Origin of the sequence: Nocardioides sp. GCM10028917 (assembly GCF_042666175.1) — a bacterium.
GTDB lineage: Bacteria > Actinomycetota > Actinomycetes > Propionibacteriales > Nocardioidaceae > Nocardioides.
Genome location: NZ_JBHTFL010000008.1, coordinates 307,843 through 328,926, shown reverse-complemented (window position 1 = coordinate 328,926; position 21,084 = coordinate 307,843). Strand labels below are relative to the sequence as shown.

The 21,084-nt window shown below is 73.1% G+C and carries 15 protein-coding genes; 12 read left to right on the top strand and 3 right to left on the bottom strand.

Annotation, left to right across the window (positions count from 1 at the left end; genetic code table 11):
* The first annotated feature begins 18 nt into the window (after positions 1-18).
* The 10 genes from ACFQW6_RS18080 to ACFQW6_RS18035 all read left to right on the top strand — a co-directional run bounded on the left by ACFQW6_RS18080 (position 19) and on the right by ACFQW6_RS18035 (position 15,688).
* On the top strand, positions 19-2,106 hold the full coding sequence (locus tag ACFQW6_RS18080) for a hydantoinase/oxoprolinase family protein (protein WP_378548564.1): 2,088 nt from the start codon (positions 19-21) through the stop codon (positions 2,104-2,106).
* Positions 2,103-4,100 carry a hydantoinase B/oxoprolinase family protein gene (locus ACFQW6_RS18075; RefSeq protein ID WP_378548561.1) on the top strand — a complete coding sequence of 666 codons (1,998 nt, stop codon included), beginning with the start codon at positions 2,103-2,105 and terminating at the stop codon, positions 4,098-4,100. The genes ACFQW6_RS18080 and ACFQW6_RS18075 overlap by 4 nt, the downstream gene beginning before the upstream one ends.
* Complete coding sequence (locus ACFQW6_RS18070) at positions 4,100-4,771, top strand: SDR family oxidoreductase (protein ID WP_378548558.1); 672 nt, start codon at positions 4,100-4,102, stop codon at positions 4,769-4,771. Before ACFQW6_RS18075 ends, ACFQW6_RS18070 begins: the two co-directional genes overlap by 1 nt.
* 55 nt (positions 4,772-4,826) lie before the next feature.
* Positions 4,827-5,306 carry a group II truncated hemoglobin gene (locus ACFQW6_RS18065; protein WP_378548555.1) on the top strand — a complete coding sequence of 160 codons (480 nt, stop codon included), beginning with the start codon at positions 4,827-4,829 and terminating at the stop codon, positions 5,304-5,306.
* Positions 5,307-5,322: 16 nt separating this feature from the next.
* A complete protein-coding gene (locus tag ACFQW6_RS18060) occupies positions 5,323-6,654 on the top strand; it encodes a lanthionine synthetase LanC family protein (RefSeq protein WP_378548552.1) in 1,332 nt (443 codons plus the stop codon).
* A 63-nt stretch (positions 6,655-6,717) separates the two neighbouring features.
* Positions 6,718-6,996 carry a hypothetical protein gene (locus tag ACFQW6_RS18055; protein WP_378548549.1) on the top strand — a complete coding sequence of 93 codons (279 nt, stop codon included), beginning with the start codon at positions 6,718-6,720 and terminating at the stop codon, positions 6,994-6,996.
* Positions 6,997-7,093: 97 nt separating this feature from the next.
* Positions 7,094-8,029 (top strand): carbamate kinase, encoded by a 936-nt coding sequence (locus ACFQW6_RS18050; protein WP_378548546.1) that lies wholly within the window; start codon positions 7,094-7,096, stop codon positions 8,027-8,029.
* A 31-nt stretch (positions 8,030-8,060) separates the two neighbouring features.
* Positions 8,061-9,167 (top strand): ring-opening amidohydrolase, encoded by a 1,107-nt coding sequence (locus ACFQW6_RS18045; RefSeq protein WP_378548543.1) that lies wholly within the window; start codon positions 8,061-8,063, stop codon positions 9,165-9,167.
* A 66-nt stretch (positions 9,168-9,233) separates the two neighbouring features.
* Complete coding sequence (locus ACFQW6_RS18040) at positions 9,234-12,467, top strand: ATP-dependent helicase (protein WP_378548540.1); 3,234 nt, start codon at positions 9,234-9,236, stop codon at positions 12,465-12,467.
* On the top strand, positions 12,464-15,688 hold the full coding sequence (locus tag ACFQW6_RS18035) for a UvrD-helicase domain-containing protein (protein ID WP_378548537.1): 3,225 nt from the start codon (positions 12,464-12,466) through the stop codon (positions 15,686-15,688). The genes ACFQW6_RS18040 and ACFQW6_RS18035 overlap by 4 nt, the downstream gene beginning before the upstream one ends.
* 636 nt (positions 15,689-16,324) lie before the next feature.
* Here the strand turns inward: ACFQW6_RS18035 and deoD are convergent.
* Positions 16,325-17,032, bottom strand: coding sequence for a purine-nucleoside phosphorylase (deoD, locus tag ACFQW6_RS18030; protein WP_378548534.1), 708 nt, complete (start codon positions 17,030-17,032; stop codon positions 16,325-16,327).
* A gap of 44 nt (positions 17,033-17,076) precedes the next feature.
* Here deoD and nudC point away from each other — a divergent pair, with 44 nt between their 5' ends.
* Positions 17,077-18,000, top strand: coding sequence for an NAD(+) diphosphatase (nudC, locus tag ACFQW6_RS18025; protein WP_378548531.1), 924 nt, complete (start codon positions 17,077-17,079; stop codon positions 17,998-18,000).
* Between the two features lie 15 nt (positions 18,001-18,015).
* On the opposite strand, the gene ACFQW6_RS18020 is transcribed toward nudC, so the two are convergent.
* Positions 18,016-18,477 carry a hypothetical protein gene (locus ACFQW6_RS18020; RefSeq protein ID WP_378548528.1) on the bottom strand — a complete coding sequence of 154 codons (462 nt, stop codon included), beginning with the start codon at positions 18,475-18,477 and terminating at the stop codon, positions 18,016-18,018.
* Positions 18,478-18,520: 43 nt separating this feature from the next.
* Positions 18,521-18,763: a mycoredoxin gene (locus ACFQW6_RS18015; protein WP_378548525.1), complete on the bottom strand. Its 243-nt coding sequence runs from the start codon at positions 18,761-18,763 to the stop codon at positions 18,521-18,523.
* Between the two features lie 94 nt (positions 18,764-18,857).
* On the opposite strand from ACFQW6_RS18015, the gene ACFQW6_RS18010 reads away from it, so the two are divergent.
* Positions 18,858-20,897, top strand: a complete 2,040-nt coding sequence (locus ACFQW6_RS18010; protein WP_378548522.1) for an ATP-dependent DNA helicase UvrD2 — start codon at positions 18,858-18,860, stop codon at positions 20,895-20,897.
* Positions 20,898-21,084: the final 187 nt, after the last annotated feature.

Here is a 21,084-nt window from a genome sequence, read left to right as displayed (position 1 = left end):
ATCTGTTGAATCGTCCCCATGAGCGCGCGGCGGATCAGGATCGGCATCGACACCGGGGGCACGTTCACCGACGTGGTGGCCTTCGACGAGGACTCGGGTGAGCTGGTCACCACGAAGACCCCCAGCACGCCGGGCAACCCGGCCGACGGCTTCATCGCCGGCATCGAGAAGATCCTCGACATCGTCGGCGCCGGGGGCAGCGACATCACCGCCGTCTCGCACGGCACGACGGTGGCGACCAACAAGCTGCTCGAGGGCAAGGTCGAGGCCCTCGGCTTCATCACCACCGAGGGCTACGAGTTCATGCTCGAGATCGCCCGCCAGTCGGTGCCCGACGGCTACGGGAACTCCTACTTCTGGGTCAAGCCCGACCGCATCGTCCCGGCGGACCGCGTGCGCACCGTGGGTGGCCGCCTCGACTTCACCGGCGCGGAGATCCGCCCCTTCGACGAGGACCACGCCGTCGCTGCTGCCCGCTGGTTCAAGGACCAGGGCATCACCACGATCGGCGTCTGCCTCCTCCACGCCTACGCCAACGACGAGCACGAGCTGCGGATGCGCGACATCCTCCGCCGCGAGCACCCCGACGCCGTCGTCTCCATCTCGAGCGAGGTGCTCCGCGAGTACCGCGAGTACGAGCGCTCGATGACCACGCTCGTCGACGCGGCCGTGAAGCCCAACGTCAGCCGGTACGTCACCAACATCTCCGACCGGCTGCTCGGGTTCACCGGCAGCGCCATCCCGTTCTACGTGATGAAGTCCAACGGCGGCGTGCTCTCGGCCGACGAGGTCGTCCACCAGCCGATCACCACGGTGCTGTCCGGCCCCGCCGCCGGTGCCCTGGGCGCCGCGCTGATCGCCAAGGTCGCCGGCTTCCCCCGGATCCTCACCTGCGACGGCGGCGGCACGTCGACCGACGTGTCGGTCGTCCTCGACGGCCAGCCGACCCTCACCACCGAGGGCACCGTCGGCGCCTACCCGAGCAAGATCCCGATGATCGACGTCGTCACCGTCGGGGCGGGCGGCGGCTCGATCGCCTGGCTCTCGCCCGAGGGCACGCTCAAGGTGGGCCCGCACTCGGCCGGCGCCGACCCGGGCCCGCTCTGCTACGCGAAGGGCGGCACCCAGCCGACCATCACCGACGCCCACGTCACCCTCGGCCGGATCCCTCCCCACCTGCTCGGCGGCGAGATCCCGCTCGACGTGGAGGCCGCCCGGACCGGCATCGCCGACCTCGCCGAGCAGCTCGGGCTCGACTTCGAGCGCTGCGCCACCGGCATCCTGGAGATCTCGGCCTGGAACCAGGCCAACGCCCTGCGCCAGGTCAGCGTGAAGCGCGGTCTCGACGTCCGCGACTTCATGCTGACGACCTTCGGTGGCTCCGGCTCGCTGCTGGCCTGCCGGCTCGTCGACATCCTCGACCTCGCCGGCGTCGTCGTACCCCCCAACCCGGGCAACGTGAGCGCCTTCGGCCTGCTGACGGTCGACGTGAAGAACGACTACGTCCAGACCCACGTCGCCAAGGAGTCCGCGCTCGACCACGCGGCCGTCCAGTCGATCCTCGACGACCTCACCGACCGGGCCCGGGCAGCGTTGGCCAAGGAGGGCTTCGCGCCCGAGGAGCACCGCTTCCAGCGCACCATCGACGTGCGCTACGTCGGCCAGGCCTTCGAGGTGCGGGTGGCCGCGCCGGAGGGCACCGTCGACCAGGCGTACGTCGAGCAGGTGGCCGAGACGTTCCACAGCGAGCACCACCAGCTCTACGGCTACGACTTCCGCGGCGACCGCGACCAGCAGGTCGAGTGGGTCAACCTGCGCGTGACCGGCATCGGTCCGATCACGCGACCGGAGATCCCGACGCTCGACAAGGCCGACGGCGACGTCCTCGAGCGCGCCGTCCGCAGCCGGCGCGAGGTCTGCTTCGACGCCGAGCAGGGCTACCTCGACACCCCGGTCGTCTGGCGCGCGGACCTCGGCGCCGGCGACACCTTCAGCGGACCGGCCATCGTCGAGGAGTTCGGCTCGACGATCCCCGTCCACCCCGGCTTCGAGGTCGTGGTCGACGACTGGGCCAACCTCGTGATCCGGAAGGAGTCGGCCCGATGACCGACGTCAGCACCCGCGCAGTGGACCCGGCGTACGTCACCGCCAAGCCGGTGAACCCGGCCGGCCTGCCGACCGCCTACGAGCACGGCGGCCGCCTGACGGCCGAGGGGACGAGCGTCGACCCGATCCTGGTCGAGATCGTCCAGGGCACGCTCGCCAGCGTCGAGATGGAGGTGGAGACCGCGATCGGTCGCACCAGCCGCTCGCCGATGATCCGCGACGCCCACGACTTCCGCGCGGGCATCCACGACCGCCAGCTGCGCAAGCTGACCGGCCGCTCCTACAGCGCCCTGGTGCACCCGATCGTGCGCGACTACCCGATCGAGGAGATGCGCGAGGGCGACGTCTTCTTCCACAACGACGTCTACGAGTCCGAGGGCGGCATCGGCCACCTTCCCGACCTGTGCGTCACCGTGCCGGTCTTCCACGACGGCGAGGTCGTCGCCTTCGTGCAGGCCTTCGGCCACCACGACGACATCGGCGGCGCGGTGCCGGGCTCCATGCCCAGCAACGCGACCACCGTCTACGAGGAGGGTCTGGCCGTCCCGCCGATCAAGCTGTGGGACGCCGGCGTGCCCAACAGGTCGGCGCTGCGGATCATGACGCGCAACTCGCGCATGCCCGACAGCCTCGCCGCCGACCTCGACGCCGAGTGCTCCGCCTGCCTGATGGGCGCGCGCCGGCTCGGCGAGCTGTTCGAGCGCTACGGCCGCGACGCGATCGAGACGGCGTTCGACGCGATCCTGGACACGACGACGGAGACCTACCGTCGCGAGATCCTCTCCAAGATCCCCGACGGCACCTACGTCTGGGAGGACTACGCCGAGCACGACGGCGTCGACGAGCCGCAGCTGCACACCCAGCGGATCACCCTCACCAAGGTCAGCGACGCCCCCGCCGACCCGGAGAACGGCCGCCCTGCCGGACCGCGGCTGATCATCGACTTCACCGGCACCAGCGCCCAGGCGAAGGGGCCGATCAACCACTGCGGCGACTACGTCGGCGGCAACTTCCTCAAGAAGTGGCTCGCCCCGATCCTCCGCAACCTCGCCGACACCCCCGAGCGGATGGCCGAGCTCGACGTCAACGAGGGCATCGTGCCGCTCATCGAGATGCGCTTCCCCGAGAAGGGCACCCTGCTCACGCCGATCCACCCCGGCCCGACCAACGCCCGCACGTTCGTGATCCTGCGGCTGCTCGGCGTGCTCGCCGGCGTCGTGGCCAAGGCCGTCGACGGCAAGATGCCGGCCGACCAGGAGACGATCCGCTACACCGGCGTCTACGGCAAGGACCTGGACGGCAACGACTACCTCATGCGCGAGGTGCTCGGCGGCGGCTCGGGCGGTCGCTACTACGCCGACGGCGAGGACACCATCCACGTGGTGCCCGACTCCCGCAACCTGCCGACGGAGTTCACCGAGTCGCGCTTCCCGTTCATCGTCGAGCGCCTCGGCCTCGCGATGGACTCCGGCGGCGCAGGGGAGTACCGCGGCGGCCTCGGCTACGAGAAGCACATCCGGATGCTCAAGGACGCGCACTTCATGTCCATCGCCGACCGCTCGATCCTGGCCTGCTGGGGCGTGCGGGGCGGCAGGGCCGGCATGCCCTTCCAGGTCGTCATCGACCCCGGCGGCCCCGACGAGCGCGAGGTCGACGCCCTCGCCGACGCCGAGGAGATCAAGGCCGGCCAGCTCGTCCGGATCCGGACGACCGGTGGCGGCGGCTGGGGCGACCCGCTCGCCCGCGACCCCGAGTCGGTCGTCCGCGACGTGGTCTGGCGCAAGGTGTCGGCCGAGGCCGCGCTGCGCGACTACGGCGTGGTGCTGACCGGCTCGGCCGACGACGGGAGCCTGGGCTTCGACGCCTCCGCGACGGCGACCGAGCGGTCGTCGCGCGCCGCGTGGAGCCGGGACGACGACCCGTTCTTCGACCGTGGCCCCGGTTACGCCTCGCTGGCCGACGGCGCGGCGTTCGCCGAGGTCGACCGGGTCTGATGGGCATTGCGGTCGTCGGTGGTCACGGCAAGACCGGCCGGGCGGTCTGCTCGGCGCTGGCCGATTGCGGCGTCGACGCCCGGCCGCTGGGGCGGGCCGACTGGCCGGACCTCGCGTCGGCGGTGGTCGGCTGCGAGGCGGCGTACGTCATCGCGCCGAACCTGCACCCCGACGAGCCGGCGTACGTCGCCTCCGTGCTGGCCGCGCTCGGCAGCGCCGGGGTCGAGCGGGTGGTCTACCACTCCGTCGCCTCGCCCTACGCGCCGGCGATGCCGCACCACGTCGGCAAGGCGGTCAGCGAGGACCTGGTCCGGCGCAGCGGGCTCGGTTGGACGATCCTCCAGCCCGGCGCCTACCTGCAGAACCTCGACCTGACCGGCCCGGTCGACCTGCCCTACTCGCCCGACGTCCGGTTCGGCTTCCTCGACCTCACCGACCTCGGTCGCGCCGCGGCCGTCGTCCTGACCGAGCCGGGCCACGGAGGAGCAACGTACGAGCTCGCCAGCCGGGTCGCGACCGTCCGGGAGCTGGCCGACGAGGCGGGTGTCCCGGTGCGTCGGGTCGACGACCCCGGCACCCACGCCTGGTTGTCGGCGATGTTCGCCTACTACGACGACCACGGGCTGCCCGTGGGCACGCGCGTCCTGGACGCGCTGGTCGAGCGGCGCTGACCAGCCGCGCGCAATTGCAGGTGCGGCCGGGCGTCCCGTGCGGTGGAATGCCTGCATGGGTGGAGTGGACGAACCGGGGCTACCGACGCTGTACGAGTGGGCGGGCGGCCTCGGCCCGCTGCGACGGATGATCGACTCCTTCTACGACCGGGTCGAGGCCGACGACGCACTCGCCGGCTTCTTCCCCGGCGGGGTGTCGCAACGGCACCGGGAGCACGTCACCGACTGGTGGGCCGAGGTGCTCGGCGGGCCGACGACCTACACCGACCGGCACGGCGGCTACGAGTCGATGCTCCGCCACCACGTGGGGCTCGACATCACCCCTGCGCAGCGGCACCGCTTCGCCACCACGATGAGCCTCGCGGCCGACGACGCCGACCTCCCGGCCGACCCGGAGTTCCGCGCGGCGATCATCGGCTACCTCGAGTGGGGCACCCGGCTGGCGATGGAGAACTCCCGGCACGGAGCGCAGGTGGTCGAGCACGCGCCCACCCCGCGGTGGGGCTGGGGCGTCGCGCCGCCCTACCAGGGATGAGCGGGAGGGCCTCCGGATGACCTCGCACGACACGTACGCCGACCTCGGTGAGGCGGCCTGGCGCTGGGTGCTCGACCAGGTGCAGTGGGACGACGGGCCCTGGATCCCCGAGACCGTGCCGCACGCCGGCGGCCCGCCCGAGGAGCGCGACGGCATGCACAGCGGCATCGGTGGGCTCGCCCACGTGCTGGCGGAGGTCCGCGCGAGCAGGGCGTGGACCGCGGAGGAGCAGGCGCTGGCGGACGGGATCGTCGACCGGGTCCGGCGCCGGCTCCCGACGAGCGAGGCGGACTCCTACTTCGACGGCCTCGTCAGCGACCTCGGCGTCCTCTCCGCCCTGGGCGCGGACGGTGCGTCGGAGGCGGTCGCGCGGCTCGCCGAGATCGCCACCGACGACGGCTGGGAGCAGCCGTGGATGACGCCCCCGCGGTTCCCTCCGCACACCCGCATCAACGACGCCACCCTGGGCACGGCGGGCAACCTCCTCGGGGCGGTCTGGGCACACCGGCACGGCACCCCTGGCGCGGCCGAGCTGGCCCAGCGCGCGGCCGGCATCCTCCTGGCGGAGGGGGAGCCGACCGAGGCCGGCACGACCTGGCCCTTCATCCCGCGGCGCTTCACGGAGCAGGTGCGGGCCGAACGCGGGGACCAGCAGATGCCCAACTGGTCGCACGGGCTGGCCGGGATCGCGGCCTCCCTCGCCGTCGCCGGTGCCGAGCTCGACCGCCCGGACCTCGTCGCCGCGGCCCGCAGCGGCGCGGAGCACCTCGTCACCCTCGGCGACGCGCGCGACGGCGGCTTCGTGGTGCCCCACGTGATCCCGCCGGACCCCGACACGGACGAGGTCACCTACAGCTGGTGCCACGGCCCGACCGGCACGTCCCTGCTCTTCAGCGCCCTCGAGCACGCCGGCGTGGACCTCGTCGCGGGCGAGACGCCGGCGCAGTGGCACCGCCGCTGCCTGCACGCGATCCGCACCTCGGGCATCCCCGAGCGCCGCCGCCCGGGCTTCTGGGACAACGACGGCCGCTGCTGCGGCACCGCCGGGGTGGGCGAGGTGTTCCTCGACGCCTGGCAGCGGCTGGGGGTCGACGACGACCTCGTCTTCGCGCGCGTGCTCGGCGACGCGCTCGTCGAGCGGGCGATCGTCGAGGAGGGCCGCGCCTGCTGGCGCTTCACAGAGCACCGCAACGCCGACCCGCTCCTCCCGCCCGGCGTCGGCTGGATGCAGGGGAGCGCGGGCATCGCGGCGTACCTCCTCCGTCTCGCCCGCGTCCTCCGGGAGGGGCGTACGACGCCCGCGATCGCGCGCCTCGACACCTGGTGGAACCTGCCCAGGGACGCCTGACCGCCGCACGTGCGGCGGATGTGGCCCTCGCCAGCCAGGGCACTGCCCACGCACACTGGGTCGATGGACGAGGACGTCGCGCGGATGGGTCGCGAGGAGCTGGTCGCCGAGGTGCTCGCGCTCCGCGCGGCGATCCGGACGCACCGGGACAGCTCCGGGCACGACCTGTGCTGGCACCACCCCGACCTGTGGGGCACGCTCCCCGAACGGGTCGACCCCGAGATCGCCGTCCCGCCGTGGCCGAGGTTCATGCGCGGGTGCGTGGCCTACCGGCAGTCGCTGGACGACGAGGCGCCAGGGGCTGCGACCCACGACGCCGAGCACGACGAACGCAGCCGCTGATCCTCGATCGGCCGTTGGCAACATCTGCTCAGCAAGTCGTGCGCACCTGACATCTGTTGCCGGTGGGGAGCGTGCGCCAGATCACTACGGTTGCCGCATGAGGGTCCTGCTCGCACTCGGTGGCAACGCCATGACGAACGCCGACGGCCGGGCGCGCCCCGAGGACCAGATCGAGGCGGCGCAGGTCGCGATGGCCGCGGTCGCCGGCCTGCTCGAGCACGACCACGACGTGGTCATCACCCACGGCAACGGCCCCCAGGTCGGCAACCTGCTCGTCAAGAACGAGCTCGCCGCGAGCGTCGTGCCCCCCGTCCCGCTGGACTGGTGCGGCGCGCAGACGCAGGCCACGCTCGGCTTCGTGCTGATGGACGCCCTCGACCAGGAGCTCGCCGCCCGCGGGATCGACCGGCGCAGCGCAGCCCTGGTCACCCGCGCGCTGGTGGACGCCGCCGACGAGGGCTTCACCCGGCCGACCAAGCCGATCGGGCGCCACCTGCCCGAGGCCGAGGCCAGGGTGCTGGTCGACCACGGCGAGACGTGGGAGGACCGCGGCGAGAAGGGGTGGCGCCGCGTCGTCGCCTCGCCCGAGCCGCAGGAGATCCTCGACACCCCGGCCGTGGCCGCGCTCATCGAGGCCGGCTTCGTCGTCGTCGCCAACGGTGGCGGCGGCATCCCGCACGTACGTCGACCCGACGGCTCCCTCGCCGGCGTCGAGGCCGTCATCGACAAGGACCTCGGCGCCGCCCTGCTCGCCCGCACCACCGGAGCCGAGGTGCTCGTCATCGCCACCGACGTGCCCAACGCCGTGATCCGCTGGGGCGAGCCGGACGCGGAGCCGCTGGGTCGGATCACCGCCGAGGAGCTCCGCGCCCACGCCGCCGACGGCCACTTCGCGTCCGGCTCGATGGGCCCCAAGGTCGACGCGGTCTGCCGCTTCGTCGAGACCACCGGGGGCACCGGCGTCATCACCAGCCTCGACCAGATCACCGCGGCCGTCGCCGGCGACGCCGGCACCGTCGTCGTACCCGCCTGAACCATCCCGCACTCCGCCCGAAAGGAACTCCATGCCCAGCGCCATCGAAGTCCGCAAGGTCCCCATCCACTCCGTGGCCGACGCCTCCGAGCTGACCAGGCTCGTGGACGACGGAGTCATCGCCGCCGACCGGGTCTTCGCGATCATCGGCAAGACCGAGGGCAACGGCGGCGTCAACGACTACACGCGGATCATCGCCGACCGTGCGTTCCGTGAGGCGCTGGTCGCCAAGGGTGCCGACCCCGAGCAGGTCAAGGGCATCCCGATCGTCTGGTCGGGTGGCACCGACGGCGTGATCAGCCCGCACGCCACGATCTTCGCCACGACCGACGTCCCCGAGGACGACCCGTCGCGCGAGGAGATGCGGCTGACCGCGGGCTTCGCGATGAGCGAGGCGATCCTGCCCGAGGAGATCGGCTACACCGCGATGATCGAGAAGGTCGCGGCGGGCGTGAAGGTCGCGATGGAGCGTGCCGGGATCACCGACCCGGCTGACGTGCACTACGTGCAGACGAAGACCCCGCTGCTGACCATCCACACCATCCGTGACGCGAAGTCGCGCGGCAAGAAGGTGTGGACGGAGCACACCCACGAGTCGATGGACCTCTCCAACGGCGTCACCGGCCTCGGCATCGCCGTCGCCCTCGGCGAGATCGAGATGCCCAAGGACGCCGACGTCATGCACAACCGCGAGCTCTACTCCTCCGTCGCATCCTGCTCCTCGGGCGTCGAGCTCGACCAGGCGCAGATCGTCGTCGTCGGCAACGCCAAGGGTGTCGGCGGCCGCTACCGCATCGGCCACTCGGTGATGGAGGACGCCCTCGACGCCGACGGCATCTGGGAGGCGATCCGGTCCGCCGGCCTCGACCTGCCCGAGCGGCCGCGCACCAGCGACCTGGACGGCAAGCTGGTCAACGTCTTCCTCAAGTGCGAGGCCAGCCAGGACGGCATGGTCCGCGGGCGCCGCAACGCGATGCTCGACGACTCCGACGTGCACTGGCACCGCCAGATCAAGTCGTGCGTCGGCGGCGTCACCGCCGCCGTGACCGGCGACCCGGCGGTCTTCGTCTCGGTCTCCGCCGCCCACCAGGGCCCCGAGGGCGGCGGCCCGGTCGCCGCGATCGTCGACTTGGGCTGAGGTTCGTCCACACCCCACCGCGGGGCCGGCAGGACACTGTCGGTCCCGCGTGATGAGGTGGGGTCCATGAACGACACGTCCACCCGCTACCGCCTGGTGCGGCCCGAGCGCGAGGTCGTCGTCCCGCAGCTCGACGAGCACCAGCAGCGGGTGGTCGACCACGAGGGCGGCCCGCTCCTCGTGCTCGCCGGCCCCGGCACCGGCAAGACGACGACGCTGGTCGAGGCGATCGTCGACCGCATCGAGCAGCGCGGGGCCTCGCCCGACGCGGTGCTGGCGCTCACGTTCTCCCGCAAGGCCGCCGAGCAGCTGCGCGACCGGGTCACCGCCCGCGTCGCCCGCACGACCGCGGCGGCGGCGTGCTCGACGTTCCACTCCTTCGCCTACGCGCTCGTCCGGAAGTACGCCCCGGCCGAGCTCTACGAGGGAGCCATCCGGCTGCTGTCGGCCCCCGAGGCCGACGTGGTGCTGCGCGAGCTGCTCCGCGACAACCCCGAGTCGGTCGTCTGGCCCGAGCAGCTGCGTCGAGCGGCCGGCACCCGGGGCTTCGTCCGGGAGGTCCAGGCCGTGCTGGCGCGCGCCCGGGAGAAGGGTCTCGACCCGTCCGGGCTGCGTGCCCTCGGCATCGAGCACGAGCTCCCGGAGCTGGTGACGGCCGGCCTCTTCCTCGAGCAGTACCTCACCGTTCTCGACAACCTCGGCGCCACCGACTACTCCGACCTCATCCGCCGGGCCGTGATCGAGGCCGAGACCCACCGCGACGAGCTCCGCGCGCGCTGGCAGCACGTGTTCGTGGACGAGTACCAGGACACCGACCCCGGGCAGGTCGCCCTGCTCCGCGCGCTGGCCGGCGACGGGCGCGACCTCACGGTCGTGGGCGACCCGCACCAGTCGATCTACGGCTTCCGCGGCGCAGACGTGCGCGGCATCCTCGACTTCCCGGCGAGCTTCCCGACGGCCTCCAGTGCCCCGGCCCCGGTGGTGGTGCTGCAGCGCACCCGCCGGTTCGGTCCACGGATCCTGCTGGCCGCCGGCCGCGTGGCCAACCGCCTCACCCTCACCGGCAGCATCGACCCCGCGGCGCGCGAGGCGTTCCTTGCCCCGGAGGCCGTCCCCGGGCCGCAGGGCGACGGCCGCGTCGAGGTCGTCACCTACGACACCGAGCGCGCCGAGGCCGAGCGGCTGGCCGATCTGCTGCGCCGGGCCCACCTCGAGGACGGCATCGCGTGGGACCGGATGGCGGTCCTGGTGCGCTCGGGGCGCACGAGCATCCCGCCGCTCCGTCGCGCCCTGGCGGCGGCCGGTGTCCCGGTCGAGGTGGCCTCCGACGACCTGCCGCTGGTCCGCGACCCGGCGGTGGTGCCGCTCCTCGACGGGCTGCGGGCCGTGGTCAACCTCGACAACGACGACCCCGACTCACCCGACTACCTCGACCCGGGCCGCATCGAGTCGCTGCTCCTCTCGCCGTTGGGCGGGCTCGACGCCTCCGACCTCCGCGCGCTGCTGCGCCGCCTCCGCATGCGCGAGAAGGTCGAGGCCGACCCCTCCGTCCGGCGCACGTCCCGCGAGCTGCTCCGGCTCGCGGTCGTGGAGCCCGGCTTCCTCGACGGCCTCGAGGGCACGGACGTCGAGCGGGCCGCTGGCGTGGCCGGCCTGCTGCGCGGGGGTGCACGGATGCTCGAGGAGCGGGCCGGTGTCGAGGACGTGCTCTGGCACCTCTGGTCCGGCACCACGTGGCCCCAGCGGCTGCGGCGCCAGGTCGACACGGGCGGGGCGAGCACCCGCCGGGCCCACCGTGACCTCGACGCGATCGTCGCGCTCTTCGACCTGGCCTCACGCGCGGTGGACCAGCGCGACCACGTCGGCGTCGGCGCGTTCTTCGCGAGCGTCGTCGCCCAGCAGCTGCCCGCCGACACGCTCGCCGAGCAGGGCGTGCGCGGGGCAGCGGTGCGCCTCCTCACCGCCCACCGGTCCAAGGGGCTCGAGTGGGATCTCGTCGTCGTGGCCCACGTGCAGCAGGAGGGCTGGCCCGACCTGCGCCGTCGTACGACCCTGCTCGGCGCCGACCGCATCGGGGTCGACACCGCCGGGCACCCCGACCTCGTCCCGCCGGTCACGACCCGCGCGCTGCTGATGGAGGAGCGGCGGCTGTTCTACGTCGCCTGCACCCGCGCCCGGCGCCGCCTCGTGGTGAGCGCGGTGCGGTCCCCGGACGACGACGGCGAGCAGCCCTCCCGGTTCCTGGAGGAGCTCGGCGTCACGATCGACCACCAGGACGGCCGGCCGCCGCGGCCGCTGTCGCTGGGAGGACTGGTGGCCGAGCTGCGACGCACGGCCGCCGACCCGGCCGTGTCCGCGCCGCTCCGCGAGGCCGCCGCCCGCCGGCTGGCCGCGCTGGCCGCGGAGGAGGTCGGTGGCCGACAGCTGGTGCCGACCGCCGACCCGTCGACGTGGTGGGGCACCCGCAGCGCCACCCGCTCCGTCCGGCCGATCCGCGACCCCGACCGCCCGGTGCCGATCTCGGCCAGCATGCTCGAGTCGATCCTGGTCTGCCCCGCGCAGTGGTTCTTCGAGCGCGAGGCCGGCGGCGTCTCCGCGGTCCACCAGTCCGCCAACCTCGGGCAGGTCCTCCACGCGCTCGCCGAGCGGGTCGCCGTCGGCGACCTGCCTGCCGAGGTCGAGCCGCTCATGGCCGAGGTCGAGGCGGTCTGGGACCGGCTCGCCTTCCGCACGCCGTGGTCCCGGCAGCGCGAGCTCGCCCGGATCCGCAAGGCCGTCGCCCGTTTCGTCCGTTGGCACCTCGACAACCCACGGGAGTTCCTCGGCGCGGAAAAGCGGTTCCAGAGCGTGGTCGACGTCGACGGCCGGCCCGTCCTGCTCACCGGCTTCGCCGACCGGCTCGAGATCGACGACGCCGGCCGGGTGGTCGTGGTGGACTTCAAGAGCTCCCGCAGCGCTCCCACCGGGCCCTCCGTCGCCGGCAACCTCCAGCTCGCGCTCTACCAGTACGCCGTCGACACCGGCGCGCTCGACGAGTCGGCGGGGCGTCCCGTCGCCTCGGGAGGAGCCGAGCTCGTGCAGCTCGGCATCGACGACGACTCGGCCGTCGCCAAGGTGCAGCCCCAGCCGCCGCACGCCGACGCCGGGCCGGAGCGGCTCGTCCTCCGCGCCGGCCTCGCCCGTGCCGCCGACCTCGTGCGTGCCGAGACGTTCCCGGCAACCACGGGCCCCCACTGCCGCGACTGCCCGTTCGTCGCCATCTGCCCGGCCCGGGGCGCGGGGAGCGTGACCGTCCAGTGACCCAGCAGACGTTCGAGCCGATCCGGCTCGAGTCACCCGAGGACCTCCGCGTCCTCATGGGCGCCAAGCACGCCGCCAGCGACGAGCAGTGGGCCGCCATCACCTCGCCGCTGCGGCCGACCGTCGTCGTCGCCGGAGCCGGCAGCGGCAAGACCACGCTGATGGCGCAGCGCGTGGTTTGGCTCGTGGCGACCGGCAAGGTCCGTCCCGAGGAGGTCCTCGGGCTGACCTTCACCACCAAGGCCGCCGCCGAGCTGCGCCAGCGGGTCACCGCCGCCCTCGGAGCCGCCGGCCTGCTCGACCGGTCCGTGGTGGTCGAGGGGGAGGACGTCCTCGAGCCCACGGTCGCGACCTACCACGCCTACGCCGCCAACCTCCTCGCCGACCACGGCCTGCGGATCGGCCACGAGCCCGACACCCGCGTCGTCTCCGACGCCTCGCGCTACCAGCTCGGCGCCCGGGTCATCGACCGGTTCACCGGCCACATCGAGCTGCTGACCGACCACCCCGCGACCGCCATCCAGAACCTCCTCGCCCTCGACGGTGCGATGAGCGAGCACCTCGTCGACGCCGACGACGTACGCCGTGTCGACGAGGAGGCCCGCCGTGGGTTCGAGCGCGCGCTCGCCGAGGAGCAGGCCGGCAAGGCCCGCAAGACCTACCTCGAGCCGCCGGCCAAGGCCATCAACGCGATCGACCGGCGCGCCGAGCTCCTGCAGCTCGTCAGCGGCTACCGCAGGCTCAAGGCCGACCTGGGGCTGATGGACTTCGGTGACCAGATCGCCCTCGCAGCCCGGCTCGTCGAGGAGCAGCCCGAGGTGGGCGAGCTCGAGCGGGCGCGCTTCAAGGTCGTGCTGCTGGACGAGTACCAGGACACCTCGGTCGCGCAGGCGACGATGCTCTCGCGGCTGTTCTCCGGGCCCGATCCCGCCCACGGGCTCGGCCACCCGGTGATGGCCGTCGGCGACCCCAACCAGGCGATCTACGGCTGGCGCGGCGCGTCGGTGTCCAACATCCTCAACTTCGCCGACACCTTCCCGGCCGTCGACGGAGAGCCCGGGCGACTGCCGCTGACGGTCAACCGGCGCTCCGACCGCCACATCCTCGACGTCGCCAACCGGCTCGCCGAGCCGCTGCTGGCCGCCTACGGCGACAAGGTCGCGCGGCTGCGCGCGGCCGACGATGCCGCGGAAGGACACGTCGAGGTGCACGTGTTCGAGCGTTCGGTCGACGAGCTCGCATGGCTGGCGGCCGAGGTGCAGCGCGTCCACGACACCGGCACCCCCTGGTCCGAGATCGGCGTCCTCAGCCGCGACAACGCCCAGGGCGAGGAGGTCTACGACACCCTCACGGCTGCCGGGATCCCCGTCGAGATCGTGGGCCTCTCTGGCCTGGTCCGGCTGCCCGAGGTCGCCGAGGTGGTGGCGACGCTGACGCTGATGCACGACGTCACGGCCAACTCCTCGATGCTCACCCTGCTGACCGGGCCGCGCTGGTCGATCGGGCCACGCGACCTGCGGCTGCTCGCCGAGCGTGCCGCCGAGATCGCCGGTGTGCGCGGGCGCGCGGAGGCCGCGTCGATCGCCGACCAGCTGCTCCAGATCGCCGACGGCATCGACTCCTCCGAGCTGCCCGCGCTGAGCGACGCCGTGGAGTCGCCGGGGGAGGCCGCCTACTCCGCCGAGGCGCTCGACCGCTTCGGCCTGCTCGCGGTCGAGCTGCGCCGGCTGCGCGGCCACGTCGGCGACCCGCTGCTCGACGTGGTCCGCCGCATCATCGACACCACCGGCGTCGACGTCGAGCTGGCGTCGGCCACGTCGCAGGCGGCCGCCGCCCGTCGTGACAACCTCGACCTGTTCGTGAAGGCCGTCGCGGAGTTCCAGTCCGTCGACGGCGACGTGACCCTGCCGGCGCTCCTGGCCTACCTCACCGCCGAGGACGACCAGGGCAACGGCCTCGACGTCGCCACGCCGACGGCCGCCGACTCGGTCAAGCTGCTGACGGTCCACCGCGCGAAGGGCCTCGAGTGGTCGTCGGTGTTCTGCGTGGGCGTGGGGGAGACCCGGTTCCCGAGCAACCGCTCGCGCACCCTCTGGACCTCGTCCCCGGCCGTGCTGCCCGCACCGCTGCGGGGCGACAGGGCCGACCAGCCGCAGCTCGCCGGGCACGACAAGGCGGCGCTCGACGCCTACCGCGCGGCGACCAAGGCCCACGACGCCGAGGAGGAGCTGCGACTCGGCTACGTCGCCTACACCCGCGCCGCCCACCACCTCGCGGTGACGTCGTACGTCTGGGGTCAGCGCTCGTCGGCGTTCGGTCCGTCGGACTACCAGCGGGTCGTGCGCGAGCAGCTCGAGGACTGGGGCCGGACGGTCGAGCGGTGGCTGGAGAAGCCGCCGCCGAAGTCGCCCAACCCCAACGACGACGTCGACACCTCGCGCCCGTGGCCGGTACCCGGCACCGGCGAGGAGACCCGCCGGCGGCTCGCCGCTGCCGAGCTCGTGCGCTCCGTCGACCCCACCGCCCCCGACGAGGGCCTCGACATGGTCGAGGCCGCCCGGGTGGCCGAGTGGGACGACGACCTCGCGCAGCTCCTCACCGAGGCCCGCGCCGAGCGCGCCACCACGGTGGACCTCCCGCTGCCCGACAGCCTGTCCGTCACCGCCCTCGCCCGGCTGCGCGAGGACCCCGAGGCGTTCGCCCGCGAGCTGGCCCGGCCGATGCCACGGCCGCCGGCACCGGCAGCCCGCTTCGGCACGGCGTTCCACGCCTGGATCGAGGAACGGTTCGGCCAGCAGGCACTGATCGAGCCCGACGAGCTCCCCGGTCGCGCCGACGCGGGCATCGACGACGAGGCCGACCTGGGTGAGGTCGTGAAGCGCTTCGAGGACGGCCCCTTCGGCGATCGCGCGCCCCACGCAGTCGAGGCGCCCTTCGCCCTCGTGCTGGCCGGGCAGGTCGTGCGCGGCCGGATCGACGCGGTCTACGCCGAGGCCTCCCCGGCCGGTGACGGCTACCTCGTCGTCGACTGGAAGACCAACCGTCACGAGACCGCCGACCCGCTCCAGCTCGCGCTCTACCGCCTCGCCTGGTCCGAGCTCACCGGCACGCCCCTCGACCGGGTCCGCGCCGCCTTCCACTACGTCCGCTCCGGTCGCACCGTCCACTTCGACGACCTGCCCGACCGGGACGCCCTCGCGAAGCTCCTCACCGACGTCTGAGCCGCCCGAGCGGTGCGTGAGGCAGGTTCTGCGGTTCCAGAACCTGCCTCACGCACCGCCGCCCAGCGCGTCGTACGCCGACACGCTGTGGAGCGGTGTCTGAGGGGGATTCTCGCCGCTTGGAGTCCTCCTCCTGCACCGCCCGCGGGCGCGGCGTGCGCCGACACGCTAGGGAGCGGTGGCCGAGGGGGACTCGCGTCGCCCTCAAACCCTCCTCCTGCACCGGCGGTGCCCCACCCACGTTCCAGAGCGACGGAAGGTGGCTCACGCACCGCCGGCCAGCGCGGCGTACGCCGACACGCGCAGGAGCGGTGTCTGAGGGGGATTTCCCGGCCGCGAACCCCCCTCCTGCACCGCCCGCGGGTGCGGCGTGCGCCGACACGCGCAGGAGCGGTGACTGAGGGGGACTCTCGCCGCCGAGAACCCTCCTCTAGAACCGCCGGCGGTGCCCCACCCACGTTCCAGAGCGACGGAAGGTGGCTCACTCACCGCCGCCCAGCGCGGCGTACGCCGACACGCGCAGGAGCGGTGCCTGAGGGGGATCTCCCAGCCGCGAACCCCCCTCCTGCACCGCCGAGCGGTGAATGAGGCATGACTCTCGCCGCCGAGAACCCCCCTCACGCACCGCCCAGCGGGTCAGCCGACAGCAGCAGTCAGCGCGATCTCGACCATCTCGCCGAAGGTCTGCTCGCGCTCCTGCGAGGTGGTCTCCTCGCCGGTGACGATGTGGTCGGAGACGGTGCAGATCGCGAGGGCGCGGCGTCCGTGCCTGGCAGCGAGCGTGTAGAGCGCGCTGGCCTCCATCTCGACCGCGAGGACGCCGTAGGCCACCATCTCGCCGAGGAGCTCGGGGCGCGCGGGGTAGAACGAGTCGCTCGAGAAGATCAGGCCGACGTGGAAGGGCGAGCCGTCGCGCGCCTCGGCCGCCTCGACCGCGCCGCGCAGCAGGCCGAAGTCGGCGACCGGGGCGTAGTCGATGCCGTGGAAGGCGATCCGGTTCATCGAGGAGTCGGTGCACGCGCCGGAGGCGATGACGATGTCGCGCACCCCCACGCGGTCGGTGACCGCGCCGCACGAGCCGACGCGCACGACGGACTGCACGTCGTAGTCGGTGAAGAGCTCGTTGACGTAGATCGCCATCGACGGCTGGCCCATGCCCGAGCCCTGGACCGAGACCGGGTGGCCGTTCCAGCTGCCGGTGAAGCCGTACATCCCGCGCACCTCGCTGTAGCAGCGGGCGTCGTCGAGGAACGTCTCGGCGATCCACCTGGCCCGGAGGGGGTCGCCGGGCAGGAGGACGGTGGGGGCGATGTCGCCGGGCTGGGCGCCGATGTGGGTGCTCACGGGGGTGACGTTAGCGACTGGCGCACCGGCTAGCGTGGGAAGGCGTGAGCCCCGAACGCCTTCTGCCGCACGTCGCCCTCTCCGCCCACGCGCACAACCGGATGGGACTCCGGCGGACGGACGACGCCTGGATCGCCGAGCAGATGGCCGACCCCACCACGCGCGTCCTCGTCGTCGCGGGCAACCGGCTGCGCCCCGTCGACGGTGCCGTCTGGTGGGTGGGTCCGGACGAAGCCCCGCAGGGCACCGTGGTGCTGCTGGGAGAGAGGGACGGCGTGGTCCACCTCGCCGTCATCGTGGCGCCCGACGACGCCCCCGGCGTGCCCGAGGAGTGGGTGCCGCTGCGCTCGGTCCTGACCCTGCTCGCCGAGGGCAGCCCGCAGCACGCGCCGCTCGTCATGCACGCCATCGGCCTGGCCGAGTGGCACCACGCCACCCGGTTCTGCCCGCGCTGCGGCGGCACCCTCGCCAGCCGGTCGGCCGGGCACGAGCTGCGGTGCACGCAGTGCGACCGCGCCCAGTTCCCGCGCACGGACCCCGCGGTGATCATGGCCATCACGCACGGCGACGGGGACGACGAGGCGATCCTGCTCGGCCGCAACACGGCCTGGCCGGCGGGTCGCTGGTCCACGCTCGCCGGGTTCTGCGAGCCGGGGGAGACCCTCGAGGACGCGGTGCGCCGCGAGGTGATGGAGGAGGTCGGCGTGCAGGTCGGCGAGGTCGCCTACTTCGGCAGCCAGCCGTGGCCGCTGCCGGCGAGCCTGATGCTGGGCTTCACCGGACGGGCCATGACCACCGAGATCGACGTCGACGGCGCGGAGATCGAGGAGGCGCGCTGGTGGACGAGGGCCGACTTCGAGGCCGCCGGCCGGTCCGGCGAGCTCGTCGTGCCCCGCGGCATCTCGATCTCGGCGTCGCTCATCGAGAGCTGGTTCGGACGCCCGCTCGACGGTCCCGGCTGGGACTGAGCGCTGGGGAAGGGCTCAGTCGCAGGTGTCGCACACGCCCGTGGCGGGCAGCGCGATGAAGCAGCGCGGGCACAGGTTGACCGGCTTGTCGCTCGCGGCCACCCGCGTGGGGCGCGGCGTGCCCGTGCTGCGCGAGGCGCGAGGCGACGCCGACGACGTACGCGGGGTGCGCGCCCGGGTGCCCGAGACCCGCTCGGTGGGGGGCGAGTCGTCGCGGATGTCGAAGCCGAGCCGGACGAGGTGCTTGCTCGCCCCGGCGCCGCCGCCGGGGATGTCGGCGGGGGTGAGGGTGCGCCCGGTCGCGAGGCCGTGCGCGATGCCGGCGATCGCCGCGGCGTCGTACTCCTTGCCGTGGTGCATCAGCACGTGCGTCGAGACGCCCCCGCGCACCAGCATGTAGTTGGCGCCACCCGCGGCGTCCCACGTCTCCATCGCGGTGAGGACGTGGTCGCGGTCGATCGAGTTCAGCAGTGACACGACGTCAGGCTAACCCCGGTGCCGCGCGCGCTCCACGGCAGCGTCACGAGATCGCGGCCAGCTTCTCCTTGACCTGCGCGACCGACGGGTTCGTCAGCGTGCTGCCGTCGGAGAAGAGCAGGGTGGGGACGGTCTGGTTGCCGCCGTTGGCCTGCTCGACGGTGAGCGCGGCCTCGGGCTCCTGCTCGATGTCGACGATCGAGAACTCGATGCCCTCGCGGTCGAGCTGGCTCTTGAGGCGGTGGCAGTAGCCGCACCACGGGGTGCTGAACATCGTGAAGGTCATGGATCGAGTGTCCCCTCCGGCGTCTAGGGTTTGAGGAGGAGGGTGCTCGACACCCTCCACCAGGCCCAACCACGACGTCGCAGGAGTTGTTCCGTTGCTCGAAGCGCTGGACCCCGAGCAGCGACAGGTCGCCGAGGCGCTGCGTGGACCCGTGCGGGTCCTGGCCGGTGCCGGCACCGGCAAGACCCGCGCGGTCACGCACCGCATCGCGCACGGCGTCGCCCAGGGGGTCTACGCGCCCACCGAGGTGCTGGCGCTGTCGTTCACCACCCGCGCCGCGGGGGAGATGCGCGAGCGGCTGCGCGCCCTCGGGGCGCCGGGGGTGCAGGCTCGGACCTTCCACTCCGCCGCGCTGCGCCAGCTGCGGTTCTTCTGGCCGCGCGTGCACCAGCGCGAGCTGCCCGAGCTCGTCCAGTCCAAGCTCGGGATGCTCGCGCTCGCCGCGCGTCGGCAGCGCCTCGGCGTCGACCAGGCCACGCTGCGCGACCTCGCCAGCGAGATCGAGTGGGCCAAGGTCTCCAACGTCGGCCCCGACAGCTATGCCGCGATCGCCCGGACGCGCGGGCGCGCGGTGTCCAGCCTCGATCCCGAGGTCGTGGCCCGCGCGTTCGACGCCTACGAGGAGGTCAAGCGCGGCCAGGGCCGGATGGACATGGAGGACGTGCTGCTGTTCGGCGCGGGGCTCCTCGCCGACAACGAGGCCGTGGCCGCCCAGGTCCGCCGCCAGTACAAGTGGTTCGTCGTCGACGAGTTCCAGGACGTCTCGCCCCTCCAGCACGCCCTGCTCGACCTGTGGCTCGGCGGGCGCGACGAGCTGTGCGTCGTGGGTGACCCCGCCCAGACGATCTACTCCTTCGCCGGCGCCGACGCGCGCTACCTGCGTGAGTTCACCCAGCGCTTCCCGTCCGCCACGAGTGTCGACCTGGTCCGCAACTACCGCTCGACCCCCGAGGTCGTCTCCGCGGCCAACCGACTGCTCGCCGGCACGCCCAGCAAGGGTGTCGACCTCGTCGCCCAACGTCCGTCCGGGGCCCGCATCACGTGGCGGGAGGCCACCGACGAGGTCGCGGAGGCCGACGCCGTGGCCGACCGGATCGCTGCGCTCCGCGCGCAGGGCACGCCCGCCAGCCGGATGGCCGTGCTGCTGCGCATCAACGCGCAGTCCGAGCGCTTCGAGGAGGCGCTGGCCGCTCGCGGCGTCCCCTACGTCGTACGCGGTGCCGCGCGGTTCTTCGACCGTCCCGAGGTGCGGCAGGCGATCACCCTGGTCCGAGGCGCGGCCCGCTCGGGCGAGGCGTCCGGCCCGGTGTCCGAGGCGGTCCTCGCCGTGCTCTCGCAGATGGGTCACTCCACCGATCCGCCCGAGGGCAGGGGCGAGGTCCGCAACCGGTGGGAGTCGCTGCAGGCGCTCGTCGACCTGTCGGCCGACTTCGGCCGCGAGCGTCCCGAGGCGGGCGTCGGCGACTTCGTCGACGACCTCGACCGCCGGGCCAGCGAGCAGCACGCGCCGGTGGCGGACGCCGTCACCCTCGCGACGATCCACTCCGCCAAGGGCCTGGAGTGGGACGCCGTCTTCGTGGCCGGCATGCACGACAAGATGATGCCGATCTCGCAGGCGCAGACGCCCGCCGAGGTCGAGGAGGAACGACGCCTCCTCTACGTCGCGATGACCCGCGCCCGCGACGAGCTCACCGTCTCGTGGGCGACCGCGCGCGAGCCGGGCGGTCGCTCGACGCGCGGCAGCTCGCCGTTCCTGGCGCCCCTGCTCGACGGCGTGCCCGGCGTGTCCGCCCAGCGGCGCGAGCGCACCAAGCGCAACCGCGCCGCGATGCACTGCCGCGAGTGCGGCAAGGCCCTGTCGACGTCGGTGGAGAAGAAGACCGGCCGCTGTGCCGACTGCCCCGCGTCCTACGACGAGGCGCTCTACGAGCGTCTCCGGGAGTGGCGCCTGGCACGGTCCGCGGAGGACAGCGTGCCGGCGTTCGTGGTGTTCACCGACGCGACCCTGCAGCTGATCGCCGAGCACGTGCCCACCGACGAGACGGGCCTGCGCAAGATCAGCGGCGTCGGGCCGAGCAAGATCGCCAAGTACGGCGACGAGGTGCTCGCGCTGGTCGCCGAGGCCGGCAGCTGACTGACAAGGGGTGCGGACGGCCGCCGGAGAGCGTCCTGAAAAGAAATCTCGGTAATACCCATTAAATGGTTTGCCCCTGACGATGTGAGGGGTCTAACGTTCCCTCAACAACAACCCGCGCATGGGATCGCTGACAACGATCCGCGCCCGACGCCCCGAAGGAGGTGGCCCCCATGGAGAACTACAC

Excerpts from the sequence above, each read along its gene's own strand:
- ACFQW6_RS18080 (WP_378548564.1), top strand. The coding sequence starts at position 19 with ATGAGCGCGCGGCGGATCAGGATCGGCATCGACACCGGGGGCACGTTC.
- ACFQW6_RS18075 (WP_378548561.1), top strand. The coding sequence starts at position 2,103 with ATGACCGACGTCAGCACCCGCGCAGTGGACCCGGCGTACGTCACCGCC.
- ACFQW6_RS18070 (WP_378548558.1), top strand. The coding sequence starts at position 4,100 with ATGGGCATTGCGGTCGTCGGTGGTCACGGCAAGACCGGCCGGGCGGTC.
- ACFQW6_RS18065 (WP_378548555.1), top strand. The coding sequence starts at position 4,827 with ATGGGTGGAGTGGACGAACCGGGGCTACCGACGCTGTACGAGTGGGCG.
- ACFQW6_RS18060 (WP_378548552.1), top strand. The coding sequence starts at position 5,323 with ATGACCTCGCACGACACGTACGCCGACCTCGGTGAGGCGGCCTGGCGC.
- ACFQW6_RS18055 (WP_378548549.1), top strand. The coding sequence starts at position 6,718 with ATGGACGAGGACGTCGCGCGGATGGGTCGCGAGGAGCTGGTCGCCGAG.
- ACFQW6_RS18050 (WP_378548546.1), top strand. The coding sequence starts at position 7,094 with ATGAGGGTCCTGCTCGCACTCGGTGGCAACGCCATGACGAACGCCGAC.
- ACFQW6_RS18045 (WP_378548543.1), top strand. The coding sequence starts at position 8,061 with ATGCCCAGCGCCATCGAAGTCCGCAAGGTCCCCATCCACTCCGTGGCC.
- ACFQW6_RS18040 (WP_378548540.1), top strand. The coding sequence starts at position 9,234 with ATGAACGACACGTCCACCCGCTACCGCCTGGTGCGGCCCGAGCGCGAG.
- ACFQW6_RS18015 (WP_378548525.1), bottom strand. The coding sequence starts at position 18,763 with ATGACCTTCACGATGTTCAGCACCCCGTGGTGCGGCTACTGCCACCGC.